Source organism: Glaciecola sp. 2405UD65-10 (assembly GCF_048820975.1).
Classification (GTDB): domain Bacteria; phylum Pseudomonadota; class Gammaproteobacteria; order Enterobacterales; family Alteromonadaceae; genus Glaciecola.
This window is the reverse complement of the sequence record NZ_JBMEUF010000002.1, coordinates 625530-646329: the sequence shown is the minus strand read 5'-3', so window position 1 is coordinate 646329 and position 20800 is coordinate 625530. Positions and strand designations below refer to the sequence as shown.

Genomic DNA, 20800 nt, shown 5'->3' with positions numbered 1-20800 from the left:
ATTATTGTTTCCACCAGTGATAAAAGTGGTGAACAGGCCCATGGCCATGGCCTACGTCAAGTTGGTCTGCGCATAAAATAGCGTTGTGCAAATAATTGTGAGACAAACTTACAGCCTCAGCCATGGTGCTTCCATTTGCCAAGTAAGCCGCAATGCTTGAGGAGTAGGTGCAACCCGTACCATGAGTGTTTTTAGTTGGTACGCGTGTTGAAGTCAGGTTTATTGGCTCAGGTACATCAAGCCCAAGCAATACGTCAGTGCATGTGGTATCCGTGCCATGGCCACCTTTTAATAAGATATTTTTTGCGCCTAGTGTAAGCAGATCATGGGCGAATGAAGACAAATCTTCTTGTTTTATATGCGTATTACTTGGTAAACCCAATAGAACCATTGCTTCTGGATAATTAGGGGTAACTATATCTGCGCGCGGAATGAGTACTTCTTTTAAAGCAGCTACCGCGTCAGGCTGTAATAAGGCGTTGCCAGATTTAGATACCATTACAGGATCAAGTACAATACTTCCTGTGAAGTCTTTCAGCGCTTGCGCTACAGCAATAATTAATTCGGCTGAAAATAACATTCCAATTTTAATTGCGCGCACATCAAGATCATTAAGCACCGCCAATATTTGTGCTGTTACCACATCAATGGGTACCGCATGCACATGGCTGAGGCTAGTTGTATTTTGAGCGGTGACGGCCGTTATTACGCTGGCCCCGTAAACACCATTAGCAGAAAATGCTTTCAGATCGGCTTGAATACCGGCGCCGCCGCCGCTGTCAGAGCCCGCAATGGTTAATGCAATTGGCGGTTTATTAGAAAAATTTGGCATTATTATCACTTAATTTTATTAAGCGACATAGGGCAATAGTGCACGAGAAGATACAAGCGAAGGAATGCATAATATCGTGTCCGTTCCCTACGCCGATATTATTCGGATCAGGTTCACCGGGTTGATCTGCGATCTCTCAGCCTAAATAAATTTAAGCACCCCGACGGACTAATGCCATAAAGAATAGAGAACTTCATTTGAGTAGTCAAATAAGCTGCACATCAATTTATAAACCAGCCACAATTTACAAGTATTTTACAAAAAACAAATAAAAATATTGCAATATAAACATCATATGTTTATATTTAATACATATGATGTTTATATCTTTAGTATGTAGTTTTTGTCCAAGGCTAGGTTTAAACGAAACAATGACTGTAATGTCATTCACTAGGTGTGAAGCAATATGAAAATTAAGAGTGTAAAAACCTACCATCTTAGATGTCACCTTGAAAACCCGTTTGGGTTTTCTCAATGGTTTTATGATCAACGCAATGTGTTACTGGTAGAAGTTAACACCGAGAACGGCCTTACTGGATGGGGCGAATGTTACGGTCCTGCTGAAATTATTCAAACTGCTGTAGAGAAATTTTACGCACCTAAAATACTTGGAATGGACGCAACTGGAACAGAGGCTATTTGGCATCATATGTGGCGGTCTTCATTAGATTTTTCACGATCGGGTGTAATGATGGCGGCTATGTCAGGTATTGACATGGCATTGTGGGATGTAAAAGGTAAATTTCTTAAACAAAGCGTTAGTCAGTTGATGGGGGGCGCGGTTAAATCTTTAGTTCCTTGTTACGCTACCGGTATGTATTACCAAGATTTGCCAGAAGAACAATTATTAAAAGCCTTGATTGAAGAAGGTGTTGGTTATGCCAACCAAGGTTTCAAAGCAATGAAGATTAAAGTGGGCAAAAATATTGAGTTTGATAAGAAACTGATCACTGGCCTTCGTAAAGCACTACCTCACACAGTACTCGCCGCAGATTCCAACCATGCATACGATTTACCTGAAGCAATTCATATTGCCAAAGTGCTTGATGAAAACAACTACGCATGGTTTGAAGAGCCCTTATCACCTGAGCATCCTAATCTTTTTGCCAAATTACATAGCAAAGCGAATATTGCCATTGCCACTGGAGAGTGCGAACAAACACGTTATGGTTTTCAGCGCTTAATTGATGCCGGTGGTGTGCAGTTGGTACAGGCTGATTTGGCCTATTGTGGTGGACCTAGCGAAGCATTAAAAATCAGAGCTATTGCTTCAGCAAAAGGCCTTAATATGATTCCCCATGTTTGGGGTACACAACTTAACTTAGCCGCAGCAACGCATTTTTTAGCCACAGCATATCCAGAGCCAGGACGGTCAGAAACGCAAACGCTTTACCTTGAATACGATCGCACTGAAAACCCTCTTCGAGACAATATCTATAAAACTGAAGTGAAAGTCGAAAATGGTCAAGCGGTGGTGCCAACTTCACCAGGTTTAGGTGTTGAAATTAACCAAACTAAAATGAAAGATTACGTGGTATCGCAGACCGAAACCACTATGGCTGGCGAACCTAAACATTAAATTACTCGCTAAAAATACTAATTAATATAAATAACACACAACACAAAAACGTGGAGAAACCACATGAAGAAAAATTTTAAGTTAAATGCTGTTTCGGCGGTAGTTTTAGCATCACTTTTTTGCGTATCAGCAGCAGCACAAGAAGTTGATAACGAAGATAAAAAAAAGCAATTAAAAGACAGCAATAAAACGGCTGTTGAGCAAGCTGACACGATAAATGATGAGGAAGCCGTTGAAGTAATAGAAGTAAGTGGCTTTAGAGGAAGTGTGTTAAAAGCGATAAACTCTAAACGTTTTAATGACGCAGTGACAGATTCTATCCATGCTGAAGATGTTGGAAAATCAACAGACCAAAACATAGCTGATGCGCTATCTAGAATTACAGGCGTATCGGTACAAGAAGAGGCTGGTGAAGGTACTCGTATTTCAGTGCGTGGTGCGGGGCCTGGACAAAACCAAATTTCAATCAATGGTATTGCGCTAACAGGAGGCTTATCTGATGGCGCTGCAGGTGGAAATGGTACGGCGAATAACAGTGTTGATTTAAGTTCTTTTTCTGCTGATATTTTATCGTCAATTGATGTGGTGAAAACAGCCGCTGCTGACCAGGATGAAGGTTCATTAGGGGCTAATGTTAACCTAAAAACCTTGCGTCCGTTGAGCTTAAATAAACCTCGCCGTAGCTTTACGGTAGAAGGACGCTATAACGAATTTGCAGATGACAACGATTGGCGTGCAAATGTAAGCATTTCAGATAAATTTTTCGATGATTCATTTGGCATAATTTTTACAGCTTCACATGATATCCAAAACACGCGCACTGACAGAATAAATACTAATTGGGAGCAAGGTACTTTACCTATTAGTGATCTAGATTTAGATCAAGGTAGGGGGATAAGAACTGCCACCGACCTCGCTACTGGTGCACCTATTCGGGTACAAGGCTTTCAACGAGATGGCACAGGAAATCTAATATTGGATGACAGCGGTAATCCAATTCTTAATCCTATAAGTGACCTGATGGATTTAGACGAATCAACTCAGCGTTTGGTTGAGGGTGAGCTAAATGTGCTAGCACGTGATGGTATGAACTTTGGCTTAAATACAGATCAGCGCAAACGAACTTCCTTGTCTACAGGGCTTCAATGGAGACCTAGTGACAAAACAGAAATTCAATTAGATATAACGCATACAGCACAAGAAATACTGGTTGATAATCAATCGTTGAATTTCAATATGTCCCCATCGATTCTTATTCACCCTGATGACGACAATACAGCGCTTAACGTTGTTGATTTAAGAACCAATACTTTAGTTACGTCAACCAGCCGTTCTAATTCGGGTGGTTGGAATAGGGTACAAGGGCGCCGTGATTTAGAAACAAATGTGGCGACCTTAGATATTGAACATAGCTTTACCGATAATTTACAAATGAATGTGCTCGCAGGATATTCAAAAAGTACGGATGAAACTCCTGGACCCAAAGATCCGGAACGTTGGTTATCTATCAGTACAGCAACTTGGGGAACAACGGGCCGTCAAATTGTTGAAGGGCAGCCTAGCGAAATCCTTGAATTGGTTGGTTATGATTGCAGTCAGGGCTCATTGGCTAACTGTGATTACTTTACGGGAATGACCAATGCTGAGTTTGATGCATTTGACGGAACCGTAAACTCGGTTACTAGTCGTTTTAATCCATTTGATGTGAGTGCTATGCACCTTGGTGGGATCAATTTTCGCCAAAATGAAATGACTGACGAAAACAAATCATTGTTCGTAAATTTTGACTACGCTTTAGACTATGAACATCTTACATCATTTGAATTTGGTGCTAAGTGGTCGAATAGAGATAGGGTTGTAAATGTACAAAACAACAATATTACGAATGGCAATGGATTGGTAGATTTCAGCGACCCAGACGCAGACCCGCAATCTAGTATTTTTTCCAGTATACGTGTTGCTGACTTCCTATCTGGCGAAGCTTTCCCGTATGATAATTTCGGCGAAGATATAGATGCAAATCGTTCACACCCCTTGTTTGGTGGATGGGCACAAATTGATGCTTTGCGAGCCCTTGAACTGGTAGCAGGAAAGCCTGCCGAAGATGTTGGCGTAAAGCGTTCAACCGCAGGTAGCCGAGAGATCTCTACTGAAACAGTTTCGGCATACTTTAAAGCAAATTTTGAATTTATGGATGGCAAGCTTACCGGTAACCTTGGTCTTCGTTTTGTTCGCGACGAAAATGCATCGGCGGGCACCGGCGGTATTCAATTTGTAGCTTTCCCGCAATTAGTTGACCCTTATGATTTAATCGTTAATCGTAATCTTGCAGATGTGAGCCAAGCACCTTGTCCAGCCGCTGTGCCGGGTGTCGATACCCGTTATACGCCAGCAAATGACGATCAATTAAGAGACTGTTGGGCTTGGCAAGTAACGCATGCTTACAATATTGCTGATAACAATACTATCCCCATTGATGCTGATGGAAACCCTGTATTAATAGGAGAAGGAGGCGCACAAGGAATTGACGTCAACCGTTTACTGTATGTTGATGCGAATGGAAATATTGTTACGAGCAACCAGCTACCTTCACAAATTTATGATCAAAATGGCAACTTAGTGAATACCACACTAGGTAATTGGGCAACGTTTAGAGCAAATGGCGCAATATGGCCTTGGTTAGATAGAAGCACCGCATTTACCGGACCATTAGGAGAAGCCGCTAGGTTACCAAGAGAAGCTATTTCTAGCGGCTCAAACAAACTTGAAATGTGGTTACCTAGTTTATCGTTAAATTATGCCTTAAACGACGACACAATTATGCGTTTAGCTTTCACTAAAACAATGACGCGCCCTCCGTTTGATAACTTAAACCCAGCGAATAATGTCAGAGAAAATCAGTTTAATGCATCTACAGGTACTGCTGGGAACGCGCTTCTTGAAAATTTAACGTCAAACAATGTTGATTTTTCTTATGAATGGTATTTTAACGAGTCGAGTTTGCTTTCAGTTGCATTATTTCATAAAGACATGAAAAATTTTGTTGAAACAGTAACGGTGCCTTATCACTACAAAGATGTTAGAACCGACGCAGTATTAGCTGATGCGAACTTACTATTGGATTTCGATCCAAATAGAACACCGGGTGATGAAGATAACTGCATGCCGTTCCGACAAGCAGCCGGTTTCTTTGATAGATGGGTTGTTGAGTGTGACGTAGCGAACATACGTCAAGTAAGAAACGGAAGAGGCCAAACTATTACTGGTTTGGAATTTGGCTATACGCAAAACTATGATTTTTTACCTGGTCAGCTTTCTGGTTTGGGCCTTAGTGTTAACTATACCTATCAAGATTCACAAAGAGACCAACAAGAAATTGGTACTACGGGCACCTTTAGTAAGGGGCTACCTGCCGCTTATACGCCGCAGCATTCTGGTAACGCGACCTTATTCTGGGAGAAAGATGGAATACAAATGCGCTTGGCAAACAGATATACCGGTGAGCAGTTAATAGGTGATGTAGCGCCAGGAGCGATATGGCAAGAATCAAGTAATCGCTTAGATTTCAGTGCCAGTTACAAAATAAATAAGAACTTCACCTTAACCTTCAATGCGCTGAATTTAACTGACGAAACACGTCGTAATTTCTTAACCGCATCAAATACAACCGATTTTACTAATCCTGATGATCTTCGTGTGACCTTAGATGAAGGAAGTATTTTTGACGGCAATGTGACTCGAGACAGAACAGTGTCTGTTTACAAATCTGGTCGTCAATTCCGGATGGGCATTCGAGGCACTTTCTAAGAAATTAGTGCGATAAATAATTTGAAAAATGGTTAGGTGCTTAGCGCCTAGCCAAAATTAACTGGATTTTGGAGAAGTAAGATGACTAAACACTTACTAAAGAACACACTATTAACTCTTTGCATTGCGCCCTTGTTCGGCGGATGTGGTGGCGGCACTGATGAAGGCTATGACCCAGGTTTTGAAACGGGTGCTCAGCTTGTATTCTCAGAGCCTGCATTAACAGCATCAGTAGTTGAAGAAACAGGCGTAATAGCAATAGATCTAAGGCAGGGCGGCACGGTAGATGGCGCGCCGTATACTGGCAGCGTTAATATTTCAGATATGACCTTTACTGTAAACAAAAACTATTTGACGCCACAAGCGCCAGCAACTGGTGACATTCCCAATCAGACTATTTCACCATTTACCGTAGAAAACGGTAACTTGTTGGTAAATACTGATGCGTTTTCTGACTACTTAAGTACCTGTAACACAAGGGATGTAAGAGGGGGACGAGACGAAAATGGCAATGCAATACCTGATGGTATCCCTGATTTCCCGTCTCAAGTCACTTACGAAATTGATTTTGCCATTGATAATGGCTTCCCTCTTGAGCCAGGTACACTGCCTCCTCGGCGTACACTAACCTTGACTATAGATGCAATATTTGACGACGTTCAAGATGTTACCGCAGCACCTGTTAGAGTATCAATTGACTCTGAAGCCGTGTTGTTTGCCTCTGTTTTACCGGAAAAAGCATGTGACAAAGCCTTAACCTTTGAAATTGCCGATGAAAGTATAGCGACCATTGATAGTGATGGAACAATTACGCCTGTAGCGTTAGGCGCAACTAGCGTAACGGTGACCAGTGTCAGCAACCCTGAGTTATCTATCACAACGGATGTTGAAGTGTTTTCTGAATTCACCTTGGATATTGCGAACAAAGACTTTGACCCTAATGGCCTGCCTACGGGGAAAAAAGTAGTGCCTTCATGTGTGTCAGTGGGGTTAGAGGTTATTCCCGCTCCAGCTGCTGGAGACGCTCTAAGCGGTAACTATGTATACGAATGGACATCAAGCAATAGCGTAGACTTTCCGTTAGAGGAAGCTATTAATTATGGAGAGTTAGGGACGGGGCGCTTTAATCTTGGCGATTTGAGCAAAGTTGGATTTACATTTGACGCGAGTGTGTCTTTAGCATCAGGCGAAACAGGAAGTACAGCACTAGAGAATGTCGCGAGTCAAAATATAATGGTCGAAGTTGCTGAAAATAGATTGTGTAACCCGGGTACATCAGCTCACAACGCCGGTTTTAATACTGATTTTAATATGGATGGTGCTGGTGCACCTTGGCGTCTAGGGCCTCCAGGGGCAGCCAGTGGTGGCGCTGTAGCAACTGTAAATGAAGCGTTGTCGGGCTCGGCCATTGAAATTACAGCAGGCGTCGATGAATTTACCAGTATTGTGCAACAAGTGTTTAACAAGCAACGCAACTGGCACAGTTCTACCTATGGATTAGGAGCCGTTTCAATAGGCTTGCAGCATAAACCGTCTATATGGGTCAAACTTGATAAAGTCCCTAGTAATGAAATAACCCTAAAGCATACAGCGCTAGCGTGGACTTATGTTGGCATGCCTGCTTCTCGCAATTTTAACACCACACGACCAGGCGCGGTCATAATGGAATCTACCTTGAAAGCGACCACAGAGTGGCAATACGTTGAATTTACGGTAGAGGATGGCACAACTGATTACTGGGAAGTGCCTGCTATTTGGGATCAAAGTACCGATGTGTTTATATTCTTTGAAGTATATGGTTTAGATGAAGGTGATAAAATCATACTTGATGAATATGGTGTTGTGAAAACCAACTAAGCAGATTTAATAGAAGCACAAAGCCATCTTCTTAAAGGTGGCTTTTTATTAAGGAGTATCCCATGCCAAGGTCCGCATTATCTTTAAGTTTGATTTCGCTTAGTGTCTTATTCATAAGTAGCTGTGTTTGTGCTGTAAGTCATTCGAAAAGCCAAATAAAAGAATCAAAAACACATTTGAATGAGAGCCTCAGCTTTGAAGCCGTCCCCGCCTTTCTTGAAAACGAACCCAACTTACGTAAATGGGATAGCCCTGTTGTAGCTGACTTGGATCAAGATGGCTATATGGATTTATTGCTTAATGACCACGGGTTTAGCGTAAAGATAGTATGGAATAACAAGGGGACATTTGCGCCACCCTATGATTTGCTAGTGGGTGATTTACATGGCGTATCGATAGATGATTTTGACAATGATGGACAAATGGAAGTGATATTGTCTAAAGGAGGTGGGTCAGGCTCTAATGCAAGAAATTCGACTATTTTCAAAATAGATAAATTTCGAAATATCGCTCAAATGAGTGATTTCAATGAGCCCCTTGCGAACATGCGCGGGCGCACGGTTAACTTTGTTGACTTAAACAAAGATGGTCACGCCGATTTACTTAACTTTGCGTTTCCTTCTGCTAACAAAAAGGGGCAAAGCGAAAATTACATTTACGAAAATACAGCAGCGCCAAACTTTCAGCTTAAGCTAAAGACCACCTTACCTAGCTCTAAGCGAGATGGTCAAAAGGTACTGTTGAGTGATTTTAATGCCGATGGTTACCCAGATATTTTCATGTATGGAGATGGCGCTCTGAAAATATATCAAGGAGGCGCTAATTTTAGCTTTAGCGAAGTAACGAACAAAGTGTTAAATAGCAGTATTGAACATATTACGGGTGCGGTACAACTTGACTACGACAACGACGGTGACCTTGATATCTATTTTAGCCGCGGTAAAGCCTTTGAACGCGGGCAAACATTTTTTAATCCAGAAACCCGTACTATGGCTTTTTATACCAAAAGAGGACCTTTTGATTTTGTCTTAGAGGATGTTGGTGACGTTCTTAAAATTGAGAATATGCAGTCGCAATGGCCTAGCAAACACGTATTTATTGGCGAGTCGGGTTATGAATACGAGTTTCCCGGCGAAACCCATTCTGGTCGCAATATTCGCCTAGTTAATAGTGATGCCTTAGGCTTTGCGCAAAAAAGAGATAAGAAGGGGACTTATATGGGTTATGTTGGAAACAAAAAGTGGCGAATTGCCGGTGATATATGGTCACCTTTCACGGCTGTACTTCATGATGTACCTCATTATGCGGCTTCTCCCATATTGCCGGGTATACAAGATGTGTTTTTGGAAAACCAAAAAGGTGTGTTTGTTGATAGAACTCAAAGCTTAGGTCTCGATAAAAAAGCTCATACAATGGGAGTGGCAAAGGGTGATCTAAACAATGATGGTTTAATTGATTTAATTGTAATGCCTCGCGGTAACATGGTGGATACAAACGCGGCCATTGTTTATTTAAATAATAGCAAAGGGTTTACGCAATGGATGGACCACGGCATAGAAAGCTCTGAGCTGGGCGCTATTGGCATGGCGATTGATGCTCTTGATTACAATTTGGATGGAAATCTTGACGTAATAATTGGGAGTGAAAGAGGCAAGTGGCGGTTGTTCAAAAGTACCAATCAAGGAAAACCTGGCTTCACCGTCAAGTTAGGGCGCTCGCCAAAGAACAACGGAACGGCATTGGGCGCTATGGTGCAGCTGGAAGCTTGCGGCTTAAAGCAGACTCGCATTTTGGGTAGTAATGGCGCCTCATATTCATATAGTGCGAATAATCACATTCATTTTGGTTTAGCAGACTGTAAGAGCGATTTACATGTAGAAGTGAATTACAGCAATGCAGAGCGTATATCAGAAACTGTAAAAAGCAGCGATGGGGCAGTGGCATTAGGGCGTTTTTAGCCCAGTAAAAAACCAGCAAAACCAAATTCAATAAAAAAGTACTGTTAACACTAATTAAACATTGTTTTTATATAATATAAATACATAATATGTTTATATAGTTGTTATGTTTTAAGTGGGGGAAAGATGGTGCAAGCTAAAATTAGTAATCGCGTAACTCAGTATTCGTTAATCGCAGCCTTTGGCGGTTTTGTGTTCGGCTTAGATGCGGCCAATATATCTGGGGCTATTCGATACGTAAGTTCATTGTTTGAACTTGACAGTATTCAACAAGGCACCGTAGTGGGCGTGGCATTGTTGGGCGTTATAGTTGCGCTGTTTTTCACGGGCCCTTTGTGCGAGAAGTTGGGCCGAGCTAAAGTATTACTTATTATTGGCTTTACATATGCGCTTTCGTCAATTGTATCAGCAAGTGCGTTGAATTATGAAATGCTAGTGCTGGGCAGATTTATTGGTGGGGTAGCTTTTGCTTCAATAACTGTATCGGCGATGTATATTGGTGAAATAGCGCCCCCTGAAACTCGTGGTAAGTTCGTATCAGTTAATCAATTTATGATTGGCTTAGGGTTACTGTTAGCGTTTGTTGTTAATTACTTTTTTATTCAATCAATCGGCAGTATTAGCTGGCTAACAAATGAAAATATATGGCGGTTTATGCTAGGGGCGGAGCTTATTGCGAATGCCGTTTGGCTTGTTTTATTGTGGAAAATTCCAGAATCACCTCGTTGGTTGATCTCGCAAGGTAAAGAAGATGAAGCGAGAAAGGCTTATGCTCAAATTATTGCTGGGGGCAATGTTGAGAGCTTTATTACATCAGTTAAAGAGAGCCTTAATAAAACTACAAAACGGCCTATTTTTGAGCAATTAAAAGACCTTTTTAGTTCTCGTTTCAAAATGGTTGTATTTATTGCCGTGTGCTATGCAATAGTCCAAGGCGCTACTGGCATGAACGCGGTGTTGTTTTTTGCTCCAATGGTATTTGAGCAGGTGGGCATGAGTGTTGAAGATACATTTATGCAAACAATTGTGACTGGGCTTGTAGGCTTGTTGGCGACCATTATTGCTATAAGTTTGGTGGAAAAGTTAGGCCGGCGAATTCTAACACTTGCCGGTTTGAGTTTGGTGGTGGTTGCTCATGCATCAACATGGTTCGGGTTTAGCCAAGCGAATTATGTATTTAATGATGCGGCAATATCCCAAATTGAAATGCAGTTTGAAGTAGATGGTATTAGTACAGAAACATTATCATCACTAAAAGGAAAAACCTTTGAAGATGATGTTGCTTTGAAGTCGGCCATTGGGCAGGTTTTTAATAAAAAAGAACTCCCCTTGGCCAGCGGAACCATTATCAATGCAACTATTCAAGGTGTAAATGCTCCCCTAGTGCTATTTGGTATATTTGCGTTTTTAGCGGCGTTTAATATGTCTATTGGACCCATAATGTGGGTGATATTTTCAGAGGTGTTTCCAAACTCCGTAAGAAGTGTTGCGCTACCTTTCGCCGCGTTGGTACAAACGGTTTCTTCGTGGTCTATTCAGCAATTTTTCCCATGGCAATTAGATAATATGGGGATTTCGAGCATATTTCTAATTTATGGCGGCTTTGGTTTAGTGGGTTTGATTGTGATGTGGTTCACACTTCCAGAAACCAAAGGCAAATCGATAGAAGAGATTGAAGTGATGTTGGTTAAGGAGTCTTGAATATGGAGCCACAGCAACTCGAGTACTTAATAATAGATTGGGGCACCACAAACTTTCGCGCCTTCGCAATAGGCACTAACGAAACTTTGGTTGATACCAAATCTTTGCCCTTAGGTTTTTTGCAAGTGAGCGACGGTAATTTTGCCGGCACACTAGAAACAATACTGAATGAATGGGGTATCTCTTATCATAATTTACCCATTTATATGGCCGGTATGGTGGGGTCGGCCCAAGGCTGGCACAATGTGCCATACACTGAAACTCCGGTTTCTAGTGAGTCCTTAAGTGCCAAAACGTTTTCATTTCAATTACCCTGGGGGGCTAAAGCTTATATCGTACCTGGCGTTTCCCACGTATATGATGAAGATAAATATGATGTTATGCGCGGCGAAGAAGTTCAGGTAATCGGCTTAGCAGAGATAAAAGAAAGCGCGAATTTTCAAGCTATTTTACCCGGTACCCACAGTAAACACGTTGTGTTTGATTCGGGTGAAATTACTCGTTTTGCTAGCTTCATGACAGGAGAATTTTATTCAATTATTGCCCAACATAGTTTGCTAGGAAAAGGTTTGGCGGACGCCGACGCAGGCTGCACGCCAGCTTTTGAAAAAGGTGTGCGCGATGCGCAGAAAGGTCAATTAACTAATTTTATATTTTTAGCGCGTACTCGAAGGTTGTTTGAGCAAGTTGAAGAACGTGATGTAAAAACATATATGTCGGGCTTGCTTATAGGTTATGAATTGAAAGAGCTTAAAAATAGGCATATTTACATAGTAGGTGGGCAATCGCTGTCTGCTAACTATAAATTGGCTTGCGACCTACTTAATTTGCAAGCAGAAGTGCTTGATGGGAATCAATGCTTTCTTGCAGGAATGAGTATTCTTAGAAGGAAATTAAAATGAAAAATAACGCTTTGCCACTTATCGCGATATTGCGTGGTGTCACTCCCGAAAATATTTTGGCGGTAGCAGAGGTATTAGTGGAGGAAGGTTTTAGCAGTATTGAAGTACCGCTGAATAGTCCTGACGCATTAACAAGTATTAGCATGCTAGTTAACGCTTATTCATCAAAATATTTAATTGGCGCTGGCACGGTGACCACTCCCAAGCTCGCTGAAGCGGTAATTGCTACAGGCGCCAATTTAGTGGTAACTCCCAACCTAAATAAAGAGGTGGTTAGTATGTCTGTTGCCGCAAATTGCCAATGTTTCCCTGGGGTGGTTACGCCCACAGAAGCTTTTGCTGCCCTAGAATACGGCGCTTCTGGCATTAAGATTTTTCCGGCTTCAGTGTTAGGTATTGAGGGCTTTAAAGCCTTAAAATCAGTATTACCTACTGACGTAAAATGTTATCCCGTGGGCGGCATTGAACCAAGTAATGAAAGTATGCATTGTTGGTTAGAGGCAGGCGCTTATGGCTTTGGCTTGGGGTCAGCTTTATTTAAATCAGAAATGTCTCTACAAGACATTCGTAAACGTGCTCGCGCGTATGTGCAAGTATATCAATCTTTTACGCATAGCTAACGATAGTCGCAGGTCAATATCATTAATGGGTAACGAATATGATTGTATTAGCCTTGGATGATATACTTCTGTTCATTAGCGCTGAAAGTGCAAGGATTACATTTTGATTACCCACGAACCAAACTCACAATACGTTGCTGCAAAAGATAGGTATAAGGAAATGGAGTATCCCTATTGCGGAAATAGTGGATTACGCTTGCCCAAAATATCTTTAGGTCTTTGGCAAAACTTCGGTGACGTTGACACACTAAAAAATGCTTCGAATATTTTGCACTCAGCGTTTGACTTAGGTGTAACCCACTATGATTTGGCTAACAATTACGGCCCTCCCTACGGCGCAGCAGAATCTACATTTGGACGAATTATAAAGCAGAGTTTAAAGCCGTACCGAGATGAACTTATTATTTCGAGTAAAGCGGGTTACGATATGTGGCCAGGTCCCTACGGCGTAGGCGGTTCAAGAAAATACATTATTTCAAGCTGTGAGCAAAGCTTAAAGCGCACTGGCTTAGATTACTTTGATGTGTTTTATCATCATACCCCTGATAAAAACACGCCTTTGGAAGAAACTATGGCAGCCCTTGATCACCTTGTGCGCACGGGCAAAGCACTTTATATTGGTATTTCTAATTATCGCCCAAAAGAATGTGCACGGGCTATTTCGATACTCAAAGCACTTGGAACGCCTTTATTGGTGCATCAACCTAGATACAACATGTTTGACCGTTGGATTGAAGATGGTTTAAGTGAGCTATTAATCAATGAAGGAGTGGGAGGCATTGTTTTTTCGCCTTTAGCGCAAGGTTTGTTAAGTGACAAATATTTACAAGGCATACCAAGTAATTCTCGCGCGGCGCGCAGCGAAATAGTGCATCTCAATAATGAGCAAATCACCGATGATAAACTACGTAAAATAAAAGCACTGAACGCACTGGCTAAGTCTCGTGGTCAAACCTTGGCGCAAATGGCCATTGTATGGACCTTACGCAACCCAGCGGTAAGCTCTTGCTTAGTCGGGGCTAGTAAAGCAGAACAAGTTGTGTCATCTGTAGAAGCGCTAAAGCAACAGGATTTTTCTGAACAAGAACTGACTAAGATTGATGAAATTATAGGGTCTTGATTCAACAAGCAAGACCCTAGTTCACAGTTTTACAATGCAGTCGAAACTCGCTTAACAGCAAAATATTCATCTAATGCAAATTCTGAACAATCTATACCCGTACCTGATTGCTTAAGTCCACAATGTGGTAAATTAATGGCGTAACAAATACCATTCACATGTACTTCGCCAAAGGCAAGCTGCTTAGCAATATTGCTAGCAACTTCCTTGTTTTTCGAAAAGATAAATGATGATAAGCCCGCTTCGGTATCGTTGGCCGCTTCAATAACTTTATTTAGCTCAGAAAAGGCTATAATACTCACCACAGGGCCAAACACTTCATTTTTATAAATTGACATGTCCTTGCTTACTTTAGTTAACAGGGTGGGTGCATAAAAGGCACCTTTATCTAAACCTACTGGACGGTCACCCCCTAATTCTAAAACTGCGCCCTCACTTACAGCCTCTTTCACGGTTTTATCAATTCGTTCCCATGCTTGCATATCAATCAAGGGCCCCATATCAATATCTTGTGACTTGTCGAAGCCTACTTTTACGTTCTCGAGTTTTCTTTTAACAAGTGCTACAAATTCATCATGCACGGTACTGTGCACAAAAACACGATTTGGCGTTACGCAAATTTGGCCTGCATTTGCGGTTTTCATTGTGGCCACAATATCACTGGCAAGGTCTAAATCTGCGTCATCTAAAACAATAACAGGCGCATTGCCGCCCAATTCCATTGAATAACGTTTAATAGATGTAGCGCCGGTTTTAATAACATGCTTGCCAACGCTAGCTGAACCAATTAGCGATATTAAAGCGGGAATAGTTGACGCTGAAATAGTATCTCCTACTAATTGGTCGTCACCGCAAACTATATTGATAACGCCATTTGGCAAATCGATTGACTTACATATTTCACCAAACACACAAGCTGATAACGACGTTTTTTGAGAAGGCTTGATGATAAGAGGGCAGCCAGCAGCCATAGCGGGGCCAACTTTATAAGCGATGTTAAGCAAAGGAAAATTCCACGCTAAAAACGCAGCTGCAACACCAATGGGTGTGCGGGTAATTTGATGTTGATAATCGGCTACCGACTGAGACTCATCCAGCAAAGCCTTTTCTTTGATTAGCTTGGCATAGTAATCCAAACTATCAATTAACATTGAGTAATCATCATGCGTGCTGGCCCAGCTTTTACCCATTTCAAGGTGCACGGCTTCGCGCAGTGGCTGTTCATTATCAATAAGGGCGTTTTTGAGCTTCATCATCCACTCAATTCGATTTTCAACACTGGTTGTTGACCAAGCTGAAAATGCGTTTTGCGCGCATTCTAAGGCTAATTGTACATCTTTTTCGCTTGCGCCATTGATAGACGCGACCGTTTCCATAGTGGCTGGATTAGTAATGCTATACACAGCAGAACCTTCAACTATTTTTCCGCCTATGTAGAGTGATTTTTCATTGCTCATAATACTGCCTGTTAATTTTAGTAGTGTTGGTGTTTACCCGCTGATTTATTTACTCTTGTTCTTTCTTTAAGCGATACTTATCCATTCTATCAATATCAGACTTTTCAAATTGCCTTTTAAGTAACCATCTTGCTCTCTCATGACTGAGTTCCCATTCAAATATTTTCTTATAAAGTGCCCTAACTAATTCAGGCTTGCTGCTTGCTAAATTATTTAATTCCGAAATATCATTGCGAATATTATATAGTTCAGCGGGGCGATCAGGATACCGAAGCAATTTGTAATCGCCCGATCTTACTGCGGCTCTGCTTTCTTTTTTCCAAAACAGATTTTCATGTGGTTTACCTTGTTTGTCGCCAGTTAAATAGGGAATAAGATTCACCCCATCAACGTCTTTTTTATATTGAGTACCACCTGCGCTTTCAAAAAACGTAGGAAGTAAATCGAATGTACTTACTGGGTGATCAAATGTTAGGCATTGCTTAATTTTGGCCGGCCAACTTAGTACGTAGGGAACACGAATACCGCCCTCCAAATAGTTAGACTTAGTGCCACTTAATGGTAAATTAACTGAGGCATTTTTGTCAGTAGGTCCACCGTTATCATTGGTAAACACTACAATTGTATTTTCGGCTAAGCCAAGCTCTTCGAGTTTATTCATAATGGCGCCGCTGGCTCTATCTAAGGCAAGCGTCATGGCCGCAACTTGCTTGCGAGTACCACTAAGTTCGGGGAATTTTGCTAAGTCTTCAGGGGTAGATTCTATAGGTGTATGTACTGCGTTAAATGATACAAAAGCAAAAAATGGCTTATCTTGGTTGTCAGCAATAAATTCATTCGCTTTATCTGCTAGTACATCAGTTAAATAGCCTTCATGCTCTTTAAAATTACCCAAGCCACTTTCTATTTCTTTATCGAAAAAAGTAGCTACTTGCTGGCGAGCTGGGTCGTTTGCTTCATATGCGTAGTAGCTTCTATCTCCCCCTCTAAATCCATAAAAGGTGTCAAAACCTCTATTTATAGGGTGCATGGCATCGGTACCTCCTACATGCCATTTTCCGAAAAAGGCGGTAGCGTAGCCTTGCGATTTCATGTAATCACCCATTGTTACTTCATCAAGAGGGATGCCCATTTCAGCGCCATCTATTGCTGAGTTTTTACTCATGTAGCCTGGTACGTTATTTTCTTCATAACCAAAGCGCTGTTGATAGCGGCCAGTTAATAAGCCGGCTCTTGAAGGTCCACATGTTGAATCGGTAGCGTAACCTTGCGTAAAGCGAACGCCATTTGCGGCTAGCTTATCAAGATTGGGAGTAATCATGGTTTTACTGCCCTGAAAACCAAAGTCTGCGTAGCCTGCATCATCGGCAAATAAGAGGACAATATTGGGTTTATCGCTCTTATTACCTGATTGAGCAAAACTATGTGGCACTTGAAGCAGTGCACTAACACTGACGGCGAGTATCATTAATTGTCTTAAACGCATATTCATTTTTTGTCCTTATTCACTATCAAAAAAGCAATTTATTTATTTTAGTTTTATTAAATCGTTTCATTTTCAATTATCGTTTTCGAGAAATTTATACTTGAAATACGCAAAGCTAAAATGTAACATCTATTTAAACATATGATGTTTAAGTTTACAAAATTTATTTTATATTAACGAATGCAAAATATGAGTATTCGTTAAATGCGGTATGAAGATAACGCTAGATTGGAATAAGGCAGATACATTGTGAATATAGTAAAAGTGGCACTTATGCTGTCGTTAACAAGCATCTTACTGGGATGCGTGGGCAAGGAAGCTAAAGTACTTCCGAACTATGAAAAAGAAGGCATGCCAATGAATGCGCTTGCGGGAGAAAAGTGGCAACTTGACCCTCAACGCTCTGATGAATTTAACAGCAGTGAAATAGATTATAAAAAGTGGAAAAGAAATCCTAAACACGTACAAACGTGGACGTGGGATAATAAACAAAATGCGTATGTTGAAAATGGCATGCTAAAAATTCAGATGCAATATAAAAAACATGCGCGCAGCATAGGCGATGCATGCCAGCAAGGTAAAGGGATTCCAAATAGCGCTCTTTATTTTACATCGGCAATGCTTGAGTCATACGCAAAAGGCACTCTTGGTTATTACGAAGCTAAAATAAAAGGCGTGCAAACTTTTCCCGGTTTTTCCCCCGCATTTTGGATGTATAGTGAATTTGATGATTCTAAGACCAAAGAAAACGCAGTTCGCTATAGCGAAATTGATGTTGTAGAACTTCAGCAAAGGCAAGCTTTTAAAAAGGGCAATGAACGAATAAGCGATCATAATTTGCATGCCGCATTAACAAAGAAAAATGCAAAAACAAATCCGTCGGGTCGGCTTTGGAAGCGGCCTGGAAAATTTCATGAGCAAGAGAACGTAAATGTTTTAGAAGAAAACCCAGCTGATGTTTTTTATGTGTATGGTGCGAAGGTAACGGAACAAGAGATAGTGTGGTATGTAAACACAAAGGAAGTAGGGCGTTCGCAAAATAGCCATTGGAAGCAGTTGGATATGAAAGTGGCCTTATCATTGGGGCTACGTAAACCTTATACCGAGTTTGTGTGCAACGGCTTTAAACCGATTGACCCTATTCAAGCTATAGAAAATTTTGACGCAACTACATTCAATGCCAATCCACCCACAATGAGCGTAGATTACATTCGGGTATGGACGCAACAATAATATCTAACTGATAAAATTTGCAGTAAGGCATTGCAAATTAATAACTTTTTACCTGTAGGAATTTACATGAGCAATACAAATCACCACAACAAAACCGAATTAAATACTTCTCAAAGTCCGTATGTTGCGTTGCGCTCTATTAATCACGGTGATTGCCGTTGGACTGAAGGTTTCTGGGCTGACAAAGTAAAACTTTGTGAAGAGGTTATGGTGCCTTATATGGGGTCATTGCTTAAGGGCAATATTGGCCATGCATTGAATAACTTTAAAATTGCCGCCGGCTTAAGTCAGGGTGAGCACTTTGGTGAGTACTGGCATGACGCTGATTTCTTTAAATGGATGGAGGCTGCGTGCTATGTATATGGGCTCAATCAAGACCAAGCAATTCTTAAAGAGTTAGATGAAATAATTGATATTCTTGCTCAAGCTCAAGAAAATGACGGTTATTTGCATGCCTACATACAAATTAACAATATTGGCCATTTCTCAAATCGCAAATATCATGAAATGTATAATTGTGGGCATTTGTTTACCTCGGCTTGTATTCACTACCGCATGACCGGGCAAAAGAATTTTCTGAATATAGCTATCAAAAATGCAGATTTACTATGCAAATTATTCAACCCTTGCCCCAAAGAGCTATCGCGATTTGGATTTAACCAAACTCAAATTATGGGGCTTGTAGAGCTTTATAGAACAGTGAACGATAAGCGTTATTTGGATTTAGCTGAAATTTTTATTAATAACCGCGGAAAATCTGAAATGGTTCATGACACGACTACCGAAGGTTACCCAATTGGTGACATGGTGCAAGAGCGCGTCCCGCTGCGTGAAGAAACCGAGGCCGTGGGCCATGCAGTATTGGCACTTTATTACTATGCTGGGGCAGCTGATGTTTACTCAGAAACGGGCGAGAAAGCCTTAATAGATGCTCTTGATAGATTGTGGGAAAACGTTACTGAGAAAAAAATGTATGTAACTGGTGCGGTTGGGCAAGCACATTATGGCGCCTCTTCTCGCCACGATATGATCGAAGAGGGCTTTATTGATGAATACATGATGCCCAACTTGACGTCTTACAATGAAACCTGCGCCAATATATGTAATGCAATGTTTAGCCATAGGATGCTTGGTATTAAAGGTGAATCAAAATACGCTGATATAATGGAGCTCGTGCTTCATAACAGTAGCCTATCTGGTATAAGCGTTTGCGGAACGAAATACTACTATGCTAATCCGCTTCGCAAAATTATAGGCGCGCGGGACTACGCGAAAATGAATACAGAATCCCCTGATAGATTGCCTTACCTTGAATGTTTTTGCTGCCCACCAAACCTTGTTCGTACCATCGTTAAAACCAGTACTTGGGCTTATAGTTTGTCTGAAAATGGCATTGCTATAAATTTGTATGGGTCTAATAAACTGAACACAAAGTTAATGGATGGAACAGAGTTTCAACTATTACAAGAAACCCAATACCCATGGGACGGCGCAATAAAACTTACCATAGAGGCATGCAAAGAAGCCGCTTTTGAAATATTGGTACGCATCCCCAATTGGGCCAAAGGCTCAAACCTTACAGTAAATGGGAAAAATACTAAGGTCAAAATATCTGCCGGTGAATATGCCAAAATAGAGCGCGAATGGCGTGCAGGCGATGTTATTGAGCTGCTATTCCCAATGGATGTTAGGTTAGTAGAAGGCCACCCGCGTATTGAGGAAGTGCGAAATCAGGTAAGCATTAAACGCGGCCCTGTTGTGTATTGCCTTGAGTCTTCAGATTTACCTGAAGACGCTGGTATAGTGGAAGCGTATTTAAAAGGTGACTCTGAGCTAAGGTCTACTTATAGGCATGATTTTTTGGGTGGGCTAAGCACTATTCACGGTGAAGTGTTGCTACGCAAAGATAAAGCACAAGGCATGTATCGTGACGTGAAAAAACCTGATTTTATTGCGCACAAGGCTCAATTTGTTCCATATTATGCGTGGAGTAATCGCGGGGAGTGCGAAATGTCAGTATTCTTACCCATAATTTGGTAAGCCGAAGCATTGGCTGTCGGGAATATCTTTACAGGTGCGCGAAATCTTTCCCGACCGTCGCAAACGCGTGTTTCAAAGCTACTTACACGCGTGATTCTCGAAACATCAGGAATAATCAAAACGCCCCTACACAGTCAAAGCCCCTAAAAACAGGAAACTGTTAACAAATAAATAACTATTTAGTACTGGAAACTTTATGCGTATAGAA

Annotated in this window: 13 protein-coding genes and 1 riboswitch; of the genes, 10 read left to right on the top strand and 3 right to left on the bottom strand. The window is 41.3% G+C overall.

Going from position 1 to position 20800, the window contains the following annotated elements; translation table 11 throughout:
- Position 1: 1 nt before the first annotated feature.
- Positions 2–832: a bifunctional hydroxymethylpyrimidine kinase/phosphomethylpyrimidine kinase gene (gene thiD / locus ACOI22_RS14910; RefSeq protein WP_420672915.1), complete on the bottom strand. Its 831-nt coding sequence runs from the start codon at positions 830–832 to the stop codon at positions 2–4.
- A 67-nt stretch (positions 833–899) separates the two neighbouring features.
- Positions 900–1005: riboswitch (TPP riboswitch) on the bottom strand.
- Between the two features lie 233 nt (positions 1006–1238).
- Here thiD and ACOI22_RS14905 point away from each other — a divergent pair.
- From ACOI22_RS14905 to ACOI22_RS14870, 8 genes are all read left to right on the top strand, one after another.
- Positions 1239–2411 carry a mandelate racemase/muconate lactonizing enzyme family protein gene (locus ACOI22_RS14905; RefSeq protein ID WP_420672914.1) on the top strand — a complete coding sequence of 391 codons (1173 nt, stop codon included), beginning with the start codon at positions 1239–1241 and terminating at the stop codon, positions 2409–2411.
- A 63-nt stretch (positions 2412–2474) separates the two neighbouring features.
- A complete protein-coding gene (locus ACOI22_RS14900; RefSeq protein ID WP_420672913.1) occupies positions 2475–6218 on the top strand; it encodes a TonB-dependent receptor domain-containing protein in 3744 nt (1247 codons plus the stop codon).
- An 81-nt stretch (positions 6219–6299) separates the two neighbouring features.
- Positions 6300–8075 carry an Ig-like domain-containing protein gene (locus tag ACOI22_RS14895; RefSeq protein WP_420672912.1) on the top strand — a complete coding sequence of 592 codons (1776 nt, stop codon included), beginning with the start codon at positions 6300–6302 and terminating at the stop codon, positions 8073–8075.
- Between the two features lie 62 nt (positions 8076–8137).
- Positions 8138–10033, top strand: a complete 1896-nt coding sequence (locus tag ACOI22_RS14890; RefSeq protein WP_420672911.1) for an FG-GAP repeat domain-containing protein — start codon at positions 8138–8140, stop codon at positions 10031–10033.
- Positions 10034–10159: 126 nt separating this feature from the next.
- Positions 10160–11734, top strand: a complete 1575-nt coding sequence (locus ACOI22_RS14885; protein ID WP_420672910.1) for an MFS transporter — start codon at positions 10160–10162, stop codon at positions 11732–11734.
- A 2-nt stretch (positions 11735–11736) separates the two neighbouring features.
- A complete protein-coding gene (locus tag ACOI22_RS14880; RefSeq protein ID WP_420672909.1) occupies positions 11737–12636 on the top strand; it encodes a 2-dehydro-3-deoxygalactonokinase in 900 nt (299 codons plus the stop codon).
- Positions 12633–13256, top strand: coding sequence for a 2-dehydro-3-deoxy-6-phosphogalactonate aldolase (locus ACOI22_RS14875; RefSeq protein ID WP_420672908.1), 624 nt, complete (start codon positions 12633–12635; stop codon positions 13254–13256). Before ACOI22_RS14880 ends, ACOI22_RS14875 begins: the two co-directional genes overlap by 4 nt.
- Positions 13257–13359: 103 nt before the next feature.
- Positions 13360–14376 (top strand): aldo/keto reductase, encoded by a 1017-nt coding sequence (locus ACOI22_RS14870; protein ID WP_420672907.1) that lies wholly within the window; start codon positions 13360–13362, stop codon positions 14374–14376.
- 29 nt (positions 14377–14405) lie between these two features.
- Here the strand turns inward: ACOI22_RS14870 and ACOI22_RS14865 are convergent, their stop codons facing one another.
- On the bottom strand, positions 14406–15833 hold the full coding sequence (locus ACOI22_RS14865) for an aldehyde dehydrogenase family protein (protein ID WP_420672906.1): 1428 nt from the start codon (positions 15831–15833) through the stop codon (positions 14406–14408).
- Between the two features lie 49 nt (positions 15834–15882).
- A complete protein-coding gene (locus ACOI22_RS14860; RefSeq protein ID WP_420672905.1) occupies positions 15883–17325 on the bottom strand; it encodes a sulfatase in 1443 nt (480 codons plus the stop codon).
- A gap of 243 nt (positions 17326–17568) precedes the next feature.
- On the opposite strand from ACOI22_RS14860, the gene ACOI22_RS14855 reads away from it, so the two are divergent.
- Both ACOI22_RS14855 and ACOI22_RS14850 read left to right on the top strand, forming a co-directional pair.
- Entirely contained in the window at positions 17569–18552 is a 984-nt protein-coding gene (locus tag ACOI22_RS14855; RefSeq protein ID WP_420672904.1) for a family 16 glycosylhydrolase, read from the top strand.
- Positions 18553–18618: 66 nt separating this feature from the next.
- Positions 18619–20592, top strand: a complete 1974-nt coding sequence (locus ACOI22_RS14850) for a glycoside hydrolase family 127 protein (RefSeq protein ID WP_420672903.1) — start codon at positions 18619–18621, stop codon at positions 20590–20592.
- Positions 20593–20800 lie beyond the last annotated feature (208 nt).

Bases quoted from the DNA above. Each gene is read 5' to 3' on its own strand.
- ACOI22_RS14880 (WP_420672909.1), top strand. From the start codon at position 11,737: ATGGAGCCACAGCAACTCGAGTACTTAATAATAGATTGGGGCACCACA.
- ACOI22_RS14895 (WP_420672912.1), top strand. From the start codon at position 6,300: ATGACTAAACACTTACTAAAGAACACACTATTAACTCTTTGCATTGCG.
- ACOI22_RS14850 (WP_420672903.1), top strand. From the start codon at position 18,619: ATGAGCAATACAAATCACCACAACAAAACCGAATTAAATACTTCTCAA.
- ACOI22_RS14900 (WP_420672913.1), top strand. From the start codon at position 2,475: ATGAAGAAAAATTTTAAGTTAAATGCTGTTTCGGCGGTAGTTTTAGCA.
- ACOI22_RS14865 (WP_420672906.1), bottom strand. From the start codon at position 15,833: ATGAGCAATGAAAAATCACTCTACATAGGCGGAAAAATAGTTGAAGGT.
- ACOI22_RS14885 (WP_420672910.1), top strand. From the start codon at position 10,160: ATGGTGCAAGCTAAAATTAGTAATCGCGTAACTCAGTATTCGTTAATC.
- ACOI22_RS14875 (WP_420672908.1), top strand. From the start codon at position 12,633: ATGAAAAATAACGCTTTGCCACTTATCGCGATATTGCGTGGTGTCACT.
- ACOI22_RS14860 (WP_420672905.1), bottom strand. From the start codon at position 17,325: ATGAATATGCGTTTAAGACAATTAATGATACTCGCCGTCAGTGTTAGT.
- thiD (WP_420672915.1), bottom strand. From the start codon at position 832: ATGCCAAATTTTTCTAATAAACCGCCAATTGCATTAACCATTGCGGGC.
- ACOI22_RS14905 (WP_420672914.1), top strand. From the start codon at position 1,239: ATGAAAATTAAGAGTGTAAAAACCTACCATCTTAGATGTCACCTTGAA.
- ACOI22_RS14890 (WP_420672911.1), top strand. From the start codon at position 8,138: ATGCCAAGGTCCGCATTATCTTTAAGTTTGATTTCGCTTAGTGTCTTA.